Source organism: Aquimarina aggregata, from assembly GCF_001632745.1.
GTDB lineage: Bacteria > Bacteroidota > Bacteroidia > Flavobacteriales > Flavobacteriaceae > Aquimarina > Aquimarina aggregata.
This window is the reverse complement of the sequence record NZ_LQRT01000058.1, coordinates 29,067-48,440: the sequence shown is the minus strand read 5'-3', so window position 1 is coordinate 48,440 and position 19,374 is coordinate 29,067. Positions and strand designations below refer to the sequence as shown.

Here is a 19,374-nt window from a genome sequence, read left to right as displayed (position 1 = left end):
TATTATTAAGTCATTGTATTGCGAAAAGAACCATTATCAAAATCTTAATAACAAATTCTAGGCGACCCTAAAAAAAACATCAATACATGAAACTAAAAGCAGATAATCTTATAAAATCTTATAAAGGCAGAAAAGTTGTAAAAGGGATTTCTTTAGAAGTAAATCAGGGAGAAATTGTTGGACTTCTTGGACCAAACGGAGCTGGTAAAACAACATCGTTTTATATGATTGTAGGATTAGTGAAACCAAATGGTGGTAAAATCACATTAGAAAATACAGATATCACGAAGTACCCTATGTACAAACGTGCTCAAAATGGTATTGGTTATCTGGCTCAAGAAGCATCTGTTTTTAGAAAACTAAGTATAGAGGACAATATATTAAGTGTATTACAACTTACCAAACTCTCCAAAAAAGAGCAATTACATAAAATGGAGGCATTAATAGAAGAATTTGGTCTAGGACATATTCGTAAAAATAGAGGAGATCTATTAAGTGGAGGGGAGCGTCGTCGTACAGAAATTGCTCGTGCCTTGGCAACCGATCCAAACTTTATACTTTTAGATGAGCCTTTTGCCGGTGTAGATCCTGTAGCTGTAGAAGACATTCAACGTATTGTAGCGCAATTAAAAAACAAAAATATCGGCATTTTAATTACCGATCATAATGTACAAGAAACATTAGCCATTACAGATAGAACATATCTTATGTTTGAAGGAAGTATTTTAAAAGCTGGTATTCCAGAAGAATTGGCTGAAGATGAAATGGTGCGTAAAGTATACCTTGGTCAAAACTTTGAATTACGAAAAAAGAAATTAGACTTTAACTAATCTTTGATTTTTAAAAGATTGGCTCCTCTTTATTAATTTGATGATTCCTTTTTGAACACTAATGACATTAATACATAAAGCAATAGAATTAAAGGAATAGCAGCAAATTTAAATAGTAATATCATTACTATTGTACATAATAAGAAAATATACCGAACCTTGTTTCCTTTTAGTCCCCAGGTTTTAAATTTTAATGCAAATAAAGGGATTTCAGCATTTAACAAATAACAACTTACTACCGTAAGTGCTATCAAAAACCATTTGTTAAGTATTAATTCTACAACCCAAATTTCTTGTTGGTATTTAAGAATTAATGGCAAACTAACAATTAATAACGTATTTGCCGGAGTTGGTAAACCAATAAAAGAACTTGTTTGTCTGGTGTCTATATTAAAATTAGCCAATCGATATGCAGAAGCTAGTGTCACTAATAACCCCAACAGGGATAGATAAGACCAATCTAGACTCATTACTATCTCATTAGTATCCCATCCTTGAGGTACTGCATAAAATGGTTTTCCAAATACCTGTGATAATAGCTGATACATTACTATACCAGGTGCTACCCCACTAGTAACCATATCTGCAAGAGAATCCAACTGTAATCCTAATTCACTTTGCGCATTTAAAATTCGTGCAGCAAAGCCATCAAAAAAATCAAAGCCTATTCCCAGCATTACAAAAAATGCAGTTAATTCCAAATTTCCATGAACTCCAAAAATTACAGCAATGCAACCACAAAGAAGGTTTAATAGTGTGATGAGATTCGGAATTTGTTTTTTAATCCACATAAAAAATGATTTTGTGTAAAAATAGCAAACTATTATTATCAAACTTAACAAAAAAGAAGTATTCAATTTTATTAATTGTAACTAAATAAGTTTAATTTCGTTATTAGATCGTAGTGTATCATTTCCAATATGAAAAACGTTGTATTAGCTATCCTCTCTGGATTATTACTTGCCGTAAGTTGGCCAACATATGGTTTCCCATTATTTCTCTTCTTTGCGTTTATACCTATTCTAATTGCAGAAAAGAATATTCGGGCAGATAAATTCAGTAAAACTAAAGTCTTTGGCTTAGCTTATCTAACATTTTTTATTTGGAATATCATTGCAACTTGGTGGATATATAACTCTTCAGCATTTGGTATGTGGTTTGCCGAGATTGTCAACACACTACTCATGACATTAGTGTTTTTGTTCTATCATATTGTGGCAAAAAGAGCAAATTTTACAATTGCTAGTATCTTTTTGATGTGTTTTTGGATGAGTTTTGAGTATTTTCATTTACAATGGCAACTCTCATGGCCATGGCTTAATTTAGGTAATGGTTTTTCTAATTTTACTTCTTGGATACAATGGTATGAATATACAGGAACTTTTGGAGGCTCTCTTTGGATATGGATTGTAAATATTAGCGTTCTAAAAGCTATTTTACTTTTTAAAGAACATAAAGACAAAACTATTCTTTATAGAGCAGCTATTCGTAATGGTCTAATTATAATAATTCCTATTTTAATTTCTGTTATTATTTTAAAAACATACAAGGAAGAAGGAAAGGATATAGAAGTTGTTATTTTACAACCTAACATTAATCCATATACCGAAAAATACAATACTAGTGATCAACGAATAGGTTTGCTTTTGGATTCGTTATCACATACTGTTTTAACAAAGGAAACCAATTTTATAATTGCTCCGGAAACAGTATTTGCCGATAATAACAAGTTAAAGAGTTTTCCTAATTCTATCGCAAAAAATGTAGCTCAAAAAATTTTAAAAGATCACCCAAAAACTCATTTCCTTTCTGGAATATCATTGTATGATCGCTTTAGTGACCCAGCAAGGTTTCATTCTCAAAGTAATGTGATTAGAGAAAATGATTTTTATGATGATTATAATTCGGCCTTTTTTATACGCCCTGATCAAACATCAGAACTTTACCATAAAAGTAAACTTGTTGTTGGCGTTGAAAATTTCCCTTATCAAAGTGTTTTAAAACCAATACTTGGTGATGCTATGATTGATTTAGGAGGTACAGTTGCAAAAAAAACCACTCAAGAAGATCGAGAAGTATTTTTCACTAAGGACAGTATAGGTGTAGGTACCATGATCTGTTATGAAAGTATCTATGGAGAATTTATAACAGGGTACATTCGCAATAAGGCCAATTTTCTTGCTGTTATTACTAATGATGCATGGTGGGGTAATACTCAAGGGCATCAACAACATTTATCCTATGCAAAATTAAGAGCTATAGAGACTCGTAGGAGTATTGCAAGAAGCGCTAATACAGGGATTTCTGCTATCATAGATCAAACCGGAAATATAACACATACTCTTGGTTACGAAAAAAGAGGCGCTATAAAAGGAACTTTAAAAACAAATACTAAAGTCACTTTTTATGCAAAAGCCGGTAATTACATAGCCCGAGTATCTATTTTTCTATCGATATTTATATTTTTATTTTCGGTTTCCCGCAGAAAGCAGAAAATATAGTTACCGACATTCATAATAGCTTTCATAGAACTAAGAAACCTTGTACCTTTAACCCCTTATACAAAGTTGTGAATTACGTATCAGTAGAAAATATCGCCAAAGCATTTGGAGAACGTGTTCTCTTCAAAAACATTTCTTTTGGAATTAACGAAGGGCAAAAAATAGGTTTTGTTGCAAAAAACGGAACAGGAAAAACATCATTATTAGACATTGTTGCTGGGGATGAAGAACCGGATGACGGTCAGGTAGTATATCGAAAAAATCTAAAAGTCGCCTTTTTACCACAAGAACCCAATCTTGATCTCAACCTTACAATTGAGCAAACTATTTTTGCTTCAGACAATGAGATTCTTAAGGTTATAAATGATTATGAAAAAGCACTTCAAAATCCTGATGACTCAGAAGCCTATCAGCATGCTTTTGAGCAAATGGATGCTATGAATGCATGGGACTTTGAGACACAATACAAACAGATTTTATTTAAACTTAAGTTAGACGATTTAAGCAAAAAGGTAAGTGCATTATCTGGGGGACAAAAAAAACGTCTAGCATTAGCCAATATACTCTTAAGCAAACCTAACCTATTATATCTTGATGAGCCTACGAATCATCTTGATCTAGAAATGATAGAATGGCTAGAAGAATATTTTGCCAAAGAAAACTTTACATTATTTATGGTAACTCATGATCGTTACTTCTTAGAAAATGTATGTAATGAAATTATAGAGTTAGAAAACGGAAAATTATATTCATATAAAGGTAACTATGCTTATTATTTAGCAAATAAAGAAGCACGAATAGCCAATGAACAAACCGAAACAGATAAAGCTAAACAGTTATTCAAAAAAGAATTGGATTGGATGCGACGCCAACCTAAGGCACGAACAACAAAGTCTAAATCAAGAATAGATGATTTTTACGAAATCAAAGAGCGTGCCCATAAACGTCGTAATGATCACCAAATACAACTTGAAATTAATATGGAGCGCATCGGGAGTAAAATCTTAGAACTTCATAAAATCTCAAAAAGTTTTGACAACAAACTGCTACTTGACAAATTCGAATATGTTTTCAAAAAAGGTGAACGTATTGGGATTATTGGTAAAAATGGAACTGGGAAATCAACTTTCCTAAATATGATTACAGGTAGTATTCTTCCTGATCATGGTAAAGTTGTTATAGGAGATACCATAAAGTTTGGATATTATACCCAAAGTGGTATTCAAATCAAAGAAGGTCAAAAGGTAATTGATGTTATTCGTGAGTTTGGTGACTATATTCCACTAAAAAAAGGAAGGCAAATATCTGCTCAACAATTATTAGAACGTTTTTTATTCGATCGAAAAAAACAATACGATTTTGTAGAAAAATTGAGTGGAGGAGAAAGAAAGCGTCTTTATCTATGTACTGTACTTATTCAAAATCCTAATTTTTTAATTCTTGATGAGCCTACAAATGATTTAGATATTGTTACTCTTAATGTACTAGAAAATTTCCTGTTAGATTTTCCGGGTTGTTTACTAGTAGTATCCCATGATCGTTATTTTATGGATAAAATTGTAGATCATCTATTTGTATTTAGAGGAGAAGGAATTATTCAAGATTTCCCTGGTAATTATACAGACTATAGAGTTTATGAACATAGTAGTACTCCTAAAGTTTCTAAATTAGAAAACACAGAACCTAAAAAAGGTTGGAAAAAAGATAATAAAGCTGGACTTTCTTATAATGAACAAAAAGAATTTAATCGAATAGAACGCGATTTAAAAAAGTTAGAAATTCAAAAAAAAGAAATTGAAAGTTTGTTTGCAGAAGGAAAACTAGAAGGAGATCAGATTAATGAAGAATCTCAAAAGCTTCAAAAAATTATAGAACAAATTGAAAGTAATGAGATGCGTTGGTTTGAATTATCAGAGCTTATGGAAGAATAGTCTTAGTTTTTATAAGTATACCTATGCTAACTAGAATCAAACGGTACTTTAAATTTCTTTTAAAATCTACTAATCAACATGGGGTTCATTCGCCTTTTGTCTATAATTTAGTTACTAAATGTTTTTATGATAAAAAAAGTAACATATCAAATAACATTACTATATCCGCATATAAAAAACATGATCTAAGTTTAAAAAATCTTAAACTTATCAATAGAGTAATTTTATATTTAGAATGTCAACACATTGTGATCTTAGATGATTCACCCTATCCTATAGACCAAATCATACAAATTGGTGATTTGGCATCCGTTACAAAAAATACTGAATCGGATCATTACGATTTAGCCTATACGAACGACTATAGTATGAAAACTCTAGACATCTTATTTTCAAATAGTCATAATGATTCGTTAGTATTGATCAATAACATATATAAATCTAAAGATAATCTCTCTACCTGGGAAAAAATAAAAGATCATCCCAAAGTAACTGTAACCATTGATACTTTTGATCTAGGTTTTGTTTTCTTTAGAACAGAACAGGCAAAAGAACACTTTACTATACGATTATAAGCACCTCGAAATAAAATTTCGAAGTGCTTAAAACATTTATTTTCCTGATAAGTAATTCTATATCATCTAAACATTCTTACAAATAACCCCTTACGCTTATAATACTGAAGTTCTTTCATATCAACAGGTTTTTGAGTTTCAGAGAGGCATATATCCTCTATAAATTCATCATATGTCATTCCTTTTTCTTCTAGAAACCCTACAAAATATTTTTCAGCTATCTCAACTCCACGAGCTTGTTCTATAGATAAGATTTTCTTGTAAAGTGCACTAATTTTCTCTATTGTAGATCTTGGAGGTGCTTTCCTCCTTGCAGAAAAAGATTTGATTTCTCCATTATCGTCAAGCTTAACTTCAAAATCTGTAATTACCCAATAAAACCTTCCATCTTTAGCTAAGTTTTTTACCAGGGCATTTATGTTTTTTTTCTCTTTCAATCTCTCCCATAGCCATTTAAATATCACTTTGGGCATATCTGGGTGACGTATCACATTATGAGGTTGTCCTATTAATTCAAACTCTTCATAACCCGATATTTCCATAAAGTAATCATTTGCATACTCAATGATTCCTTTTGGATTTGTTTTACTCATGATGGTTTGTTTCGTATCCAAAATGATTTCTGCATTAATAGGTTCGGGGCGTTTAAGTGCTTTCATATATCTTATTGTTAGTTAATTTCAGGCAAAATTAATTACAACATCTTGTGCGAAAAATGATTAAAATCATAGTAATAAATACATTGATGAATTCTAACTTACACCTTCTTTTGGTTAAACTAAATCTTCTGGTATTTTTTAATAATAGATTGTAACAACTTTACTGTGACTGCGTCATATAGTCTAAAATTGTATCTTAACAATCGGTAAAGATCACTCTATGGGAAACGTTATTGAAATCAGAAAGATTATAAGAAATTTTCAATTAGGACAAGAAACAGTTTATGTTTTAAAGGGAATTGACTTAGATATTGCTAGAGGCGAATACTTAGCCATTATGGGGCCTTCAGGATCTGGGAAATCTACATTAATGAATCTATTGGGGTGTCTAGACACTCCAACCTCTGGTTCCTATAACCTTAATGGAAATGATGTAAGTCAAATGACTGATAATGAATTAGCCGATATCAGGAATAAAGAGATCGGATTCGTTTTCCAGACTTTTAATCTACTACCACGAACTACGGCATTAGATAATGTAGCATTGCCCATGGTTTATGCAGGTATTTCAAAAAAAGATAGAGTAACGCGAGCAGAAGAAGTTCTTAACGATGTTGGACTTGCTGATCGTATGGATCATAAACCAAATCAACTATCTGGTGGTCAACGACAACGTGTTGCCGTTGGTAGAGCACTGGTCAACAAACCTTCGATTATTTTAGCCGATGAGCCTACAGGAAATTTGGACTCCAAAACCTCTTTAGAGATCATGCAACTTTTTGATGATATCCATGCTGCGGGGAATACTGTTATTCTGGTAACTCATGAAGAAGAGGTTGCCGCGCATGCTCATAGAGTAATTCGTTTACGTGATGGTATTATAGAAAGCGATATAAGAAATAAATAGTTTATGGTTTAGGATTTCTAGTTAATTTGTATTTTGGGGATTCATTTTAACCAAAATTTATGCAACCTTTACATATTCTGCTTCTCATTGCAGCTTATTTTGGAATTCTTTTATTAATCTCATATTTCACAGGAAAACAAGCCGGAAACGATGCTTTTTTCAAAGCAAATAGACAATCACCTTGGTACATTGTAGCCTTTGGTATGATTGGCGCTTCCTTAAGTGGTGTAACATTTATATCTGTACCTGGCGCTGTCGAGAAAATTGGTTTCGGATACTTTCAGGTGGTTCTGGGATATATTATAGGATATTTTGTTATCGGTTCTGTATTATTACCTCTGTATTATAAATTAAACCTTACTTCAATATACACCTATCTTGATGAGCGTTTTGGAAATCATGCCTATAAAACAGGGGCGTCATTCTTTTTAATATCCAGGATAACAGGAGCTAGCTTTAGATTATTTCTGGTAGCCAATGTACTACAAACAATTATGTTTGATGCCATGGGTGTTCCTTTTTGGGTTACTGTAATTATTACTATTTTACTTATTTGGTTGTACACTTTCAAATCAGGTATTAAAACGATTGTTTGGACCGACACACTGCAAACCCTATTTATGCTTATTGCATTAGGAGTAGCTATTCATTATATCTCTGATGGCCTTGCAATTGAAGAAGGTAATCTTTTTGGTTATGTTATGGATAGTAATCTATCACAGATATTCTTTTTTGATGATTATAAAAGTGCCAATTATTTCTGGAAACAGTTTTTATCAGGAATCTTTATTGCTATAGTTATGACTGGATTGGATCAGGACATGATGCAAAAAAACTTAACCTGTAAAAGTCTAAAAGACGCACAAAAAAATGTGTTTTGGTTTACAATTGTTTTAACTATAGTCAACTTTATATTTCTAGGATTAGGTTTATTATTAACACAATATGCAAGTATAAATGGTATAGATGCTCATAAAGATCAACTGTTTCCTGTTATCGCCACGCAAAGTGATTTGGGAATCGGAATTGCTGTATTTTTTATATTAGGACTCATTGCTGCTGCCTATAGTAGTGCGGATAGTGCACTAACTTCGCTTACTACATCATTTAGTATTGATATTATAGATATCGAAAAAAAGTATTCGGCTATCGATCAGGTTAAGGTTAGGAAAAAGATCCACATCTTATTTTCGTTTGTATTGGTTTTAGTAATTATCATTTTTAAATATGTGATCAAAGATGCAAGTGTAATTACCAAACTATTTGTGTTTGCAGGGTACACCTACGGGCCTTTATTAGGGTTATACGCTTTTGGCCTATTTACAACTCTAAAAGTGAAGGACAAATTAGTACCTATTGTTGCTATCTTAGCCCCAGTACTATCTTACTTTATAAGTGATAATAGTGCTATTTGGTTTGGATTTGAATTTGGTTTTTTTATATTAATCCTAAATGGCTTCCTTACATTCTTTGGTTTAATATTGATCCGTAGAAAGTAATACTAAAGTACAAGCAACCTCAACTTCAATATTATTCTCTTCAAGGAGTTGATAGAACTCTGGATTTTCGGTACCTGGATTAAAAATTACTCTTTTAGGATTAAGGGCTATAATAGTATTGTAATACTGCCTCTGTCTTGAAGGATTTAAATAAAGAGTAACCGTATCAATTTCTTCTAAATTATTAAGTTCTGTTTTTACTTCTACTCCTGCGACTTCTCCTTTTTTTAATCCAACAGCTACAACATCATGATCATTTTCTACTAATTTATGTATTGCAAAATTAGAATATCTATTGGTTTTTAAAGATGCACCAAGCACCATGGTCCTTTTACTCATAAGGTCATTATCAATTTTTAAATTCAAATCTAATGTTTTACGTGGGAAATTAGATGATAAACGTTAAAAAACCCAGTAAAAATGTTAAAAACAAAGGAACCCTGTAACACAAATCAAAGCACTACGTCTTACTTATAAAGATATGATTTTTCATAAATTTAGTTAGTTAGTTACTTAATAATAATCAAATTTTATTCATAGTTGATGGTTAGTGTTACTATTTGGTTATTATAGAAAACCGCCCTTTTAAAAAGGGCGGTTTTTATTTTTAATATAATGTTAAAGTAATACTATAGTGTAACAGACATATTAGATACTCGTCTTACTCATACACACGCTTAATCACCGTGTTCATTAAAAATTATATGCACTAACAAATAGTATTATTTAGTGCGTTTACTCATCAATCAAAAATCAATCAAATGAAAACAAGTATTAAAAAAACTGGTGTTTTACTTTTTCTATTCTATTCTCTTTTAAGCACTGCACAACCCAAAGACGGAGTCATTCTGGGTACCATAAAAGGTAAAATCGTTGATAAAAACTTAAACCAACCAATCCCCTACGCTACAGTAGTTCTTACTGATGTTTCTGAAAAAATTATTAGTGGAGGCATTAGTACAGAAAATGGAGATTTTTTGATTGCTGATATTCCAAAAGGATCTTATACCTTAAAAATTCAGTTTATGGGGTATACTTCTTATTCACGAACCATAGATATTTCTAAAACGAATAAAGACATTGATATTGGCATAGTCACACTAGATGAAGAGGCCGAATCATTAGATGATGTAACCATAGTAGCAGAACGAACAACAATCGAACAAAAAATTGATCGCAAAGTGATTAATGTTGGAAAAGATCTTACAACTACAGGAGGTACAGCAGCAGAAATCATGAATAATATTCCTTCTGTAAATGTAGACCAGGATGGTAATATAGCTTTAAGAGGAAATCAAAATGTACGTATCCTTATCGATGGAAAACCTACGAATATAAGCGCTGCTCAATTATTAAAACAAATCCCTTCTACCTCGATAAAAAAAGTTGAACTTATTACCAATCCATCAGCAAAATACAACCCGGAAGGGATGAGCGGAATTATTAATATCGTACTTCATAAGAATAGTAATATGGGGTTTAATGGTAATTTAAACCTCGGCGTAAATTTTGATAAAAACGCACGTTTTAACAATTCTATAGATTTAAATTACAGAACAGGTAAAGTAAATATCTATGGTAATTACGGCACAAATATCACCAAAAATTTAAATGGAGGTTTTGTGTTTAGAGAAGATGATAATAGTAGACAGAACTTTAGATTTTTGGACAACAATAAATCTCATTTAATTAAAATTGGGATCGATTATTATATTAATGAACGTAATACATTTTCGGTATATACCAATCAAAATTTATTTGATGGAGTAACCAGAGGCTTTACAGATGTACTTTTCTTAAACAACGATCAAGATGATTTAATTCAAAACTTGATAAGCGATAGTGATAATCTTGGCGGTACTTACAATCTGGATTATAAACATAATTTTATCAAAGAAGGTCATAATATAGAATTAGAAGTTGATTTCAATGATTTTGAAAGTGATAGTGATGATGATTTTAGTTTTACTGGCGGAAATGGTACAGCGACAGCTTATAATGATTTAATTGGTAATAATAGAACAAATACTACAATCAACCTTGATTATGTTAATCCGCTATCCGAAAAAGCCAAATTAGAACTTGGTTATGAACTTAGATTACGCAGAACCGATAATGATTATGCGTCAACACTTTTTCCTAACTCTAACTTCACCTATGATCGTGATATTCATTCGATTTATGCTACGTACGGCAAAAACTTAGAAAAATGGTCTTACCAAATTGGCACAAGAGTAGAAAACTACCAAGTGGATGCTACTTTTATAGAAAAAAGATCATCTCAAGATGATATTATTAGAAAATTCGAAGATGATATTTTTACAATCTACCCATCTGCATATATCTCTTATACCCCAGGTGAAAAAAACAGTTATCAATTAAGTTATAGCAGAAGAGTCGATAGACCTGGTTTAAATCAAGTTAATCCTATACGTGAATGGAGTGTTCCTAGAATTACTTCTAGAGGTAACCAAAACTTAGAACCACAGTTTACCAATTCTATCGAAGCTAATTATACTAGAAAATTACAAAACGGATCAATTACAAGTGGAGTGTTTTATAGAATTATAAATAATGAGATTAACCAGACACTTATCACAGACCCTATTGTACCAGATGGGCAAATATTAACTTTTGATAATTTTGATAACAATTCTGCTTATGGAATCGAGATATCAGGAAATTACAAAGCCACTAAATGGTGGAGTTTAAATGCTAGTTTTGACCTATATGGACAGACTCAAAAAGGTATAGTCAATAACATATCAAGAGAAGTCGATGCCGTAATCTATAATTTTAGGATAAATAATAGTCTTAAAGCTACAAAGAACTTAACCTTTCAAGTATTTGGATTCTATCGTGGGCCACAGGACGGGGTTCAATTCGAATCTAAGCCGTTTTATTTTGTGAACACAGGAGCACGTTACAATTTCTTAGATGGTAAAGGAACTTTTAGTATCAATTACAATGACCTATTCAATACCATGCGTTTTAGGTTTGAAAGTGATGTTCCTTTTCGTCAAAATGGAAGGTTTCAAGGAGAAACACAAACAGTCTATTTAGGTTTATCTTATCGTTTTGGAAGTGGAAAAAATAAAAAACTATCTAGAAAAAGACGAGATAATAATGAAAAATCAGGCGGAGGTATCCTATAGATTAGTTATTTACAGTTAAAATGTTAATACATTAATAAATATTTACTAATTTAGTTAAATTTAAAGATTTTTAATTAAAAATGTATTAAAGTTAAATAATTGCAAAAATTTCACAAATTCTGTAACACATCGCAATTTATTACGTTTAATATAGTAGAATCATGGTTATGGTTTATTTGAATTAGCCTTTAAAAAATTAATAACCGAGTAATTAAACACAAAAACGCGAAGCTAATATGCTTCGCGTTTTTATTTTATAATATCTTTTTACCATCTAATAATAGCGCTACCCCAGGTAAAACCACTACCAAATGCAGCAAGAACTAATAAATCTCCATCTTTAATTTTTCCTTCTTCCCAAGCTTCGGTAAGTGCTATGGGTATAGATGCAGCTGTAGTATTTCCATACTTCTGAATATTATTATACACTTGATCATCAGATAATTTAAATTGTTTTTGAACAAACTGAGAAATTCTCAAATTTGCTTGATGCGGTATCAGCATATCAATATCCTGAGATGTAAGATTATTTGCCTGTAAGCCTTCATTTATTACTTCAGAAAAACGTACCACAGCATTTTTAAATACAAATTGTCCATTCATATATGGATAATACGGTATATTCTCTTTTGGATTATCTGCTATAATTTCTGGCACCCAATGTGCAGTACTAGGGCCTTCAAGAGATAATTCTTTTGCATGTGCTCCTTCGCTATGCAGATGTGTTGATAAAACACCTTTACCTTCTTTTTCGCTTCTGGTCAACACTGCAGCTCCAGCTCCATCTCCAAAAATTACTGAAACACCTCTACCTCGAGTGGTCATATCTAATCCTCCACTATGATTTTCACTACCAATCACCAGTACGTTTTTATACATTCCCGTTTTGATAAATTGATCAGCTACAGAGATCGCATATACAAAACCACTACATTGATTGCGGACATCCAAAGCAGGAATTGTTCTCATGTTCATCATTTCTTGCACACGAACTCCTCCCCCGGGAAAATACATATCGGGACTTAGCGTTGCAAAAATGATCAAATCTATATCGTCTGTAGTTAAATTAGCTCTTTCTAATGCTATTTCTGCTGCTTTAACTCCCATAGTAGATGTACTATTACCATCTCCTTTTTTTATATGGCGTCTTTCTTTTATTCCTGTTCTTTCTTGGATCCAAGCATCATTTGTATCCATTATTTTAGAAAGATCATCATTTGTCACAACATTCTCAGGAACATACGATCCTAATCCAGATATTTTCGAAGTATACATATAGTTAATTATTGTGTATTGTGCGTTATTTTATGGTAATTAAAAACTGGCGAACAATATATGTATTCTTAGCATCTTGATAAAAGAAACACTAATCATATTGTATGCATGCATAGTAAAATAACTCTAATGTTAATACAAATTCTATTTTGGTAAGTATAAATAATGAATAAATCAAAGTGTATACAACAAACTCTAGACACCTTAAAACGAAAAAACTACTAACAAAAATGTTAGTAGTTTTTTTCCCCCCAATCTTCCTAAAACTTATAGTCTCAGAAGTTTTTTAGTCATTACCTTATTTTTATTTTTTACTCGTACAGTATATATACCAGTAGGTAATGCTTTTAATGAAATTGTATTTCTTTGGATTAGTTTCTTGCTTTCTTTAACAACCTTTCCTTTTTTATCAAAAATTTTATAAGACGCTTTAGAAATTTGATTTTTAAAATCTATATACACCTCTCCCATCATAGGATTAGGGTAAATACAGAATGTTTCTATTTTACTGCTTTCAATCATCTTCTCACAAAAAAACTGTTCGTCTTTGATTGATACAAATATATATTCTGAATTTATATAAAAACATACGTAGCCTTACGTAATTAAGAGTGCCTCACTATAAACAAATGGTATTAGTCTAGATAAAATTTTGGTTTTCTAATATGCTATAATAACGCTTCTTTATTTTTTTGAGACCAAATAAGAAGTGAATTTGGTTTCTGATCTAAGTTTAATTTTTTAATAATGTTTGCGCGATGTTTTTCTACAGTTCTAACCGATATGCTAAGAAAATCAGCTACCTCACTGCTAGTCATTTCATCTGCAATAAGCTTTAATATTTTAATTTCGGATCGAGTTAAACTCTCTATATTAGTATTTTCATCAGAAGAATGAGAAAATCGTTTGAATATTTTTTCACTAAAGTAAGGTTTACCTTCACATACACTGGCGATACATGATTCAATTTCAGTTAAAGCAAACTCTTTCAACAAATATCCATGTATATTAAATTTTACGGCATTTTCGAACATTTTTTTCTCTTTATGCAGAGTATTTAGGATAATCTTTGTTTTAATATCATATCGTTTGCAATTTTTGGCTATATCTATACCTGTCATATTAGGCATTTCTATGTCCAATATAGCGATATCTGGCTTTTCTTTAATAATAGTATTGTAGGCCGATAACCCATCCAGACAAGTTGCTATAATATTATATTTTTTTTCTTTTAAAAACCCTTCTAACCCCTTTAAAAGTAAAGGATGGTCGTCTGCAATAAGTATATTTGGCTTAACCATACTTTGGGATATTAAATACTAATGTTGTTCCTTGATTAATTTCTGAAAATATTTTGAAATTAGCTTTCAGGTATTTTGATCGTTCGCTTAAAGTTTTTAAACCAATTTTGGACATAGAAGTCTTTTCTTGGATAACATCAAATCCTTTACCGTTATCAGTTATAATGATTTCTACATTATTATCCTTATTAATTACTTTTATCTCTGCTGACCGGGCATTAGAATGCTTTAGAATATTATTAAAACTCTCCTGAACCAATCTATAAATATTTATTTCTTTATCCTGATCAAAAACTTTATCAATATTATCAATTTCTGCCGAAATAAAAATATCATAACTATCATCAATCATTTCTACACTACTTTGCAATGTTACCGTAAGTCCCAACTCATCTAATTTAAAAGGATGTAAACTTCTAGAGATAGATCGTACCTCATTAATTACTCCATCTACGATTTCAGCAGTTTGTTTATCATCATTTTGTAAAGTTCTATTTTTAATCAATAGTAGGCTTTGTCCAACGCTATCATGTAAATCTTTTGAAATCCTTTTGCTTATTCTTTCTTGTGTTTGTAATAGTTCTTGCAAAAAAGATTGTTGTAAAAGTTTATTACGCATCAAAAGTGTTCTGTTTCTAAACAGATACACACATAAAAACACCAAACTCAACCCAATACCCCCAAAGATTAAAAGATTACGTTTTGCTTTATCTTTTTCCTCTAATATATTAATACTCGCTTCTTGAATTGCTATTTTATTATCTCTCTTTTCTGTCTCATATAGTGTCTTATAATAAATTACACTATTAGAACGTGTCAAACTATATATAGAGTCTTTTAAGACAGTATATCTATCTAAATGAGCTAGAGCTGCTGTCTTATTATTAATTTTTTTATAACACTCATAAAGTTCTTTTTCTAAAGCAACCTGACCTCTTATATCTCCTGATTTTTTGAAGATATTTATTTCTTCTTCAAAAGCTGCAATTGCTTCTTTATATTTTTTATCTGCTTTTTTAAATCTGCTTAATGCTTTAAGGTAAAATATTCTGTCAAAAGAATTAGTAACCAAGTTAGGACTTTGTTCTAAAGTGTCTAAATACTTTTTAGCCTTTACTAATTGATTTTGATTAGCATAATACTCAGAAAGATACGATCTTATTCTAAACAGGTCTCTTGCTTCTTTGGTTTTAGTTTTTAATAACTCTAACGCTTTAAGATAAGCTTGTTCTTCTTTTATATATTCTTTTTTCTTTACAAAATCTCGTGCATCATTTATGTATAACTCTGATAGGGCTATATAATCTTTATGCTTTTGACTATTTAATAATTTTCTGATTTTTTGTCTCTCTTCAAAAGATTTTTCTAAAAGATATAATTGGCTAAAAATACCAGATACCGCTAACCCACTAAATGCAACATATGCAGTATCCTTAAGTTTAGCATATAGTTTATTAGCATCTTGATATTTAAGCACCGCTTGCCCAAGTTTTCCTAATCGTTCGGTTGCTTGCCCATTAAAGTAGATTGCATCTGCTTCATATATAGAATCTCCTGTTTGATGATATATTTTTTCTGCTCTGGAATAATCTTTTATGGCATTTTCTAAATGATCAGTTTGATAACTTGCCCCTGCTCTTTTCACATAAAGATGTGCCAAGTTTACTCTCTTTTTTATACTATTACTATCTCTTATAATATTGTTTATAATAATATGAGCAGAGTCTGGTTTTCCTATGATATTAAGATAATGATATGTAAATTTTGATGTCTCAAATGCTGCCAAGTCAATACTATCCAGTGTTTTTGCTAATGCGATATATTGATTTGTATACTTTGCATAATTTTTCTTGTAAAAATCAAAATCATTAGACTGCATTTTACTAATTTCATTAGATAATGAATCTAACAAAAGTAACTTTTTCGTTTTTTCGGTTGTATTTTTTACTGTTGTAATTAAAGTAAGTATATCTTTTTTATGTTGTGAAAATATTTGTGAATTACAAGCTATAATAAAAACGAATATGTACACTTTACTTTTAAGCATTCTAATAGGGTATTTCTAAGGTGGTAATATAAGAATAAAAGCGTTTTTAGCTCATATCATTCTTTTTTTTATGTATAACAAAGATGAAATACATATTATACCGTTTTAATACTTCGATTTTTACAAAAAATAACATGCAATCTTTTCATAGTAAAGACGAAGGAATAACAACTTTCAAAATTATTAAAAGATAATGAGCAACAAAAATTAAAAAATCTTTAATAGATTAGATAAATAATTTAAACCAATAAAATGACACAAAAAGAAAACAGTATTCTGAAATTTAAAAAAGAGGAAATTCTAGATCCCAAAAATATTATTGCAGGAAATGCATTAGCTTCTAATATCAAAACTCCTACTGGGGTAAGTACACGTGATTACTATCCTTATTGGCATCCAACTCCAACATCAAAATAGTTAAAGTCAAAAACCAAAGTAGTAACTAAATTAAATAAAACAAACCATGAATCTTATAAAAGCGAAAGATGCGCCAACCACAGCGCATCTTTCTAACAACCTAACCAATAAATAAACAAACCAAGCCAGTCGGATGACTGACTAAAGGTAATTTTCAAAATTTTTGACAGTTACAGTAGATTTTAAATCGTGTAAAAGATTATATAATCCAAAAAAAGTGCGATTGATATAAAGAAAGTGCTTACTACCTCTATTACCATTCATCTTTTTTAACTCGCTGTCGTTAGCATATTTTTCACTTAATTCTGTAATATTTTTCCAAAATTCTTCATCCGCAAAGTCAAATGTTTTTTCTTGAAATGGCTTTGTAAATAAACTTAGCATTTCATGGAACAACTCCGAGAAGAATTTTAGTTCTTTGTGAGAATCATCGTCTCGGAGTATTTCCAATTCAAACATCTTTCGGGAAAAAAAATGTGGATCGTCTATATTTTTTTTATCTGCAAGCTCAAAATAAGGGGTATAAAACTCCAAAGGAACCTTTTTAACACATCCAAAATCTATTGCTATAAGATTATCGTCTTTATCTACTAGGAAATTTCCTGGGTGTGGATCTGCATGTACTGCTTTTAGTATATGCATTTGATACATATAAAAATCCCATAATGCCTGCCCTATTTTATCTGCTTTTGCTTGATCTTTATTTTGCTTGGCAAATTCACTAAGGTGTTTACCATCCATCCAATCCATAGTAATAATACGCTCACTAGACAATTTTTCATAATAATTAGGAAATCGTAACCCCGGTATTTTACTACAAGCTTCTGTAATTTCTTTACTTTGTTGAACTTCTAATATATAATCTGTTTCCTCAAGTAATTTACCTTCTAATTCTTTAAAATACTTTTCAGAATCTTTTCCTTTTAAGTTAAACATTCTGACGGCGATGGGCTTAACCATCGCCAGATCAGAACTTATACTGTCTGCAACTCCGGGATATTGAATTTTCACAGCAAGTTTTTTCCCATCTTTATTAGCCTTGTGTACCTGACCGATACTCGCCGCATTGACAGATTGAGTTGCAAACGTGTCATATAATTCTTCTGGGTATTTACCCTGATATTTTTTAAATGTTTTACGAACCAAAGGTGCCGATAATGGTGGCACACTAAATTGTGACAATGAAAACTTTTCTACATATGCATTGGGCAAAATATTTTTTTCCATAGATAGCATTTGTGCTACTTTAAGAGCGCTTCCTTTAAGGTTTTTTAAACCATCATAAATATCTGCCGCATTATCTTCGTTTAGTTGATCCTTGGTTGCTTTTGGATTAACTGCTTTTTTACTATAGTATTTAAGATAATTGCCTCCCACCTTAACGCCAGTTTTCACAAGCTCTGATGTTCTTCCTAGTTTTGTAGTTGGTATTTTATCTATTGTCTTCATTTATGTACTTCTTTTTAATGAGTCTGAAAATTTTCTAATTCCTTAAATTAATTTGACATTATTTTTTCTTTCCAAAGAAATTTTCCGAAATCAAGTACATTATTAAGTGGTGTATTATCAAATAGATCAAATATTGTATTCACCGATTTTTCTATAGCTACATCTGTTTTTTCAAAACTTGGTGATTCGTCTGACATCCAAAAATTAAGTAAAAACAAGAATTGTAACCAGGCGCCTTCAGAAAATACTGCTACAGGGTTTTTTACCAATCTTGATGTTTTTTCATCATTATCCGTCTCTATTAACTCTCCTGCAAATTCTTTGATATGAGACCTCAACCCTTTTAGTTGAGTCATATTTTTTAGAGGCATATCATATCGTTTTAAAGCAAACAACACATAGCTTCGGTTTAGGGTTAACATTTCAAATAGTGTATAAAAAAGTGTGAGCATTTTATCTCTGCTCGAAAAATGTTCGAATTGTTCGTTTTTATGCATCGCATTGGCAGTAGTAGTAAAAAAAGTACTCCAAATATTTTTATCAAGACCGTCTAAGCTACCAAAGAACTTATAAAAATCTTCTTCTGATACTTTAATGTCTTTACAAAATTTATAAACAGTTTTGGGATACCCATCATGTTCAAGAACATAATTCATATACGCTGCAATTATAAACTCTCTATCTATTTTTTTCTTTTTCCCTGTCGATGCCATATCTATAAGTTTCTTGTAAAGATATAAATTGTTTAACTTTATAGTAAAAAAGTTAAACAAAAAATATGTTAAAGTTGTTTCAACAAAATTGAAACTTACATTTTGTCTTTTAAAC

General features: G+C 30.9%; 17 protein-coding genes. 8 read left to right on the top strand and 9 right to left on the bottom strand.

The annotated features are described in order from the left end of the window. Positions 1–86: 86 nt before the first annotated feature. Positions 87–830: an LPS export ABC transporter ATP-binding protein gene (gene lptB / locus AWE51_RS23560; RefSeq protein WP_066319115.1), complete on the top strand. Its 744-nt coding sequence runs from the start codon at positions 87–89 to the stop codon at positions 828–830. A 32-nt stretch (positions 831–862) separates the two neighbouring features. On the opposite strand, the gene AWE51_RS23555 is transcribed toward lptB, so the two are convergent. Then, complete coding sequence (locus AWE51_RS23555; protein ID WP_369887309.1) at positions 863–1,615, bottom strand: CDP-alcohol phosphatidyltransferase family protein; 753 nt, start codon at positions 1,613–1,615, stop codon at positions 863–865. A gap of 135 nt (positions 1,616–1,750) precedes the next feature. Between AWE51_RS23555 and lnt the strand changes: the two genes are divergently transcribed. The 3 genes from lnt (at position 1,751) to AWE51_RS27105 (ending at position 5,837) form a co-directional block, all read left to right on the top strand. Further along, a complete protein-coding gene (gene lnt, locus AWE51_RS23550; protein WP_066319106.1) occupies positions 1,751–3,331 on the top strand; it encodes an apolipoprotein N-acyltransferase in 1,581 nt (526 codons plus the stop codon). 68 nt (positions 3,332–3,399) lie between these two features. Beyond that, positions 3,400–5,262, top strand: a complete 1,863-nt coding sequence (locus AWE51_RS23545) for an ABC-F family ATP-binding cassette domain-containing protein (protein ID WP_066319105.1) — start codon at positions 3,400–3,402, stop codon at positions 5,260–5,262. 23 nt (positions 5,263–5,285) lie between these two features. After that, positions 5,286–5,837, top strand: coding sequence for a hypothetical protein (locus AWE51_RS27105; protein WP_066319104.1), 552 nt, complete (start codon positions 5,286–5,288; stop codon positions 5,835–5,837). A 62-nt stretch (positions 5,838–5,899) separates the two neighbouring features. On the opposite strand, the gene AWE51_RS23535 is transcribed toward AWE51_RS27105, so the two are convergent. Then, positions 5,900–6,496, bottom strand: coding sequence for a PAS domain-containing protein (locus AWE51_RS23535; protein ID WP_066319101.1), 597 nt, complete (start codon positions 6,494–6,496; stop codon positions 5,900–5,902). A gap of 220 nt (positions 6,497–6,716) precedes the next feature. Here AWE51_RS23535 and AWE51_RS23530 point away from each other — a divergent pair, with 220 nt between their 5' ends. Together AWE51_RS23530 and AWE51_RS23525 are read left to right on the top strand one after the other, a co-directional pair. Beyond that, entirely contained in the window at positions 6,717–7,403 is a 687-nt protein-coding gene (locus AWE51_RS23530; RefSeq protein WP_066319099.1) for an ABC transporter ATP-binding protein, read from the top strand. A 59-nt stretch (positions 7,404–7,462) separates the two neighbouring features. Further along, a complete protein-coding gene (locus AWE51_RS23525; RefSeq protein ID WP_066319097.1) occupies positions 7,463–8,902 on the top strand; it encodes a sodium:solute symporter in 1,440 nt (479 codons plus the stop codon). On the opposite strand, the gene AWE51_RS23520 is transcribed toward AWE51_RS23525, so the two are convergent. Further along, positions 8,879–9,241: a CoA-binding protein gene (locus AWE51_RS23520; protein ID WP_066319091.1), complete on the bottom strand. Its 363-nt coding sequence runs from the start codon at positions 9,239–9,241 to the stop codon at positions 8,879–8,881. The genes AWE51_RS23525 and AWE51_RS23520 overlap by 24 nt on opposite strands. Before the next feature lie 422 nt (positions 9,242–9,663). On the opposite strand from AWE51_RS23520, the gene AWE51_RS23515 reads away from it, so the two are divergent. After that, positions 9,664–12,057, top strand: a complete 2,394-nt coding sequence (locus AWE51_RS23515; RefSeq protein ID WP_066319087.1) for a TonB-dependent receptor domain-containing protein — start codon at positions 9,664–9,666, stop codon at positions 12,055–12,057. 267 nt (positions 12,058–12,324) lie between these two features. On the opposite strand, the gene AWE51_RS23510 is transcribed toward AWE51_RS23515, so the two are convergent. The 4 genes from AWE51_RS23510 to AWE51_RS23495 form a co-directional block, all read right to left on the bottom strand. Beyond that, a complete protein-coding gene (locus AWE51_RS23510; protein WP_066319085.1) occupies positions 12,325–13,332 on the bottom strand; it encodes a 3-oxoacyl-ACP synthase III family protein in 1,008 nt (335 codons plus the stop codon). Between the two features lie 267 nt (positions 13,333–13,599). Beyond that, entirely contained in the window at positions 13,600–13,854 is a 255-nt protein-coding gene (locus tag AWE51_RS23505; protein ID WP_066319082.1) for a T9SS type A sorting domain-containing protein, read from the bottom strand. Positions 13,855–14,000: 146 nt separating this feature from the next. Continuing rightward, the gene (locus tag AWE51_RS23500; RefSeq protein WP_066319080.1) at positions 14,001–14,633 is read right to left on the bottom strand and encodes a response regulator; all 633 of its coding nucleotides are present in this window, start codon (positions 14,631–14,633) and stop codon (positions 14,001–14,003) included. Beyond that, positions 14,626–16,680, bottom strand: a complete 2,055-nt coding sequence (locus tag AWE51_RS23495) for a tetratricopeptide repeat-containing sensor histidine kinase (RefSeq protein ID WP_066319078.1) — start codon at positions 16,678–16,680, stop codon at positions 14,626–14,628. Before AWE51_RS23495 ends, AWE51_RS23500 begins: the two co-directional genes overlap by 8 nt. 252 nt (positions 16,681–16,932) lie before the next feature. Here AWE51_RS23495 and AWE51_RS26740 point away from each other — a divergent pair, with 252 nt between their 5' ends. Further along, positions 16,933–17,097 (top strand): hypothetical protein, encoded by a 165-nt coding sequence (locus tag AWE51_RS26740; RefSeq protein ID WP_157766212.1) that lies wholly within the window; start codon positions 16,933–16,935, stop codon positions 17,095–17,097. A 141-nt stretch (positions 17,098–17,238) separates the two neighbouring features. Here AWE51_RS26740 and AWE51_RS23490 read toward each other — a convergent pair whose 3' ends face one another. Together AWE51_RS23490 and AWE51_RS23485 are read right to left on the bottom strand one after the other, a co-directional pair. Then, positions 17,239–18,546 (bottom strand): ABC1 kinase family protein, encoded by a 1,308-nt coding sequence (locus AWE51_RS23490; RefSeq protein ID WP_066319076.1) that lies wholly within the window; start codon positions 18,544–18,546, stop codon positions 17,239–17,241. A 47-nt stretch (positions 18,547–18,593) separates the two neighbouring features. Beyond that, positions 18,594–19,259, bottom strand: a complete 666-nt coding sequence (locus AWE51_RS23485) for a TetR family transcriptional regulator C-terminal domain-containing protein (protein ID WP_066319075.1) — start codon at positions 19,257–19,259, stop codon at positions 18,594–18,596. Between the last annotated feature and the right edge of the window lie 115 nt (positions 19,260–19,374).

Coding starts and splice junctions, on each gene's coding strand:
- lptB (WP_066319115.1), top strand. CDS start 87: ATGAAACTAAAAGCAGATAATCTTATAAAATCTTATAAAGGCAGAAAA.
- lnt (WP_066319106.1), top strand. CDS start 1,751: ATGAAAAACGTTGTATTAGCTATCCTCTCTGGATTATTACTTGCCGTA.
- AWE51_RS27105 (WP_066319104.1), top strand. CDS start 5,286: ATGCTAACTAGAATCAAACGGTACTTTAAATTTCTTTTAAAATCTACT.
- AWE51_RS23535 (WP_066319101.1), bottom strand. CDS start 6,496: ATGAAAGCACTTAAACGCCCCGAACCTATTAATGCAGAAATCATTTTG.
- AWE51_RS23530 (WP_066319099.1), top strand. CDS start 6,717: ATGGGAAACGTTATTGAAATCAGAAAGATTATAAGAAATTTTCAATTA.
- AWE51_RS23525 (WP_066319097.1), top strand. CDS start 7,463: ATGCAACCTTTACATATTCTGCTTCTCATTGCAGCTTATTTTGGAATT.
- AWE51_RS23520 (WP_066319091.1), bottom strand. CDS start 9,241: ATGAGTAAAAGGACCATGGTGCTTGGTGCATCTTTAAAAACCAATAGA.
- AWE51_RS23515 (WP_066319087.1), top strand. CDS start 9,664: ATGAAAACAAGTATTAAAAAAACTGGTGTTTTACTTTTTCTATTCTAT.
- AWE51_RS23510 (WP_066319085.1), bottom strand. CDS start 13,332: ATGTATACTTCGAAAATATCTGGATTAGGATCGTATGTTCCTGAGAAT.
- AWE51_RS23505 (WP_066319082.1), bottom strand. CDS start 13,854: ATGATTGAAAGCAGTAAAATAGAAACATTCTGTATTTACCCTAATCCT.
- AWE51_RS23500 (WP_066319080.1), bottom strand. CDS start 14,633: ATGGTTAAGCCAAATATACTTATTGCAGACGACCATCCTTTACTTTTA.
- AWE51_RS23495 (WP_066319078.1), bottom strand. CDS start 16,680: ATGCTTAAAAGTAAAGTGTACATATTCGTTTTTATTATAGCTTGTAAT.
- AWE51_RS26740 (WP_157766212.1), top strand. CDS start 16,933: ATGACACAAAAAGAAAACAGTATTCTGAAATTTAAAAAAGAGGAAATT.
- AWE51_RS23490 (WP_066319076.1), bottom strand. CDS start 18,546: ATGAAGACAATAGATAAAATACCAACTACAAAACTAGGAAGAACATCA.
- AWE51_RS23485 (WP_066319075.1), bottom strand. CDS start 19,259: ATGGCATCGACAGGGAAAAAGAAAAAAATAGATAGAGAGTTTATAATT.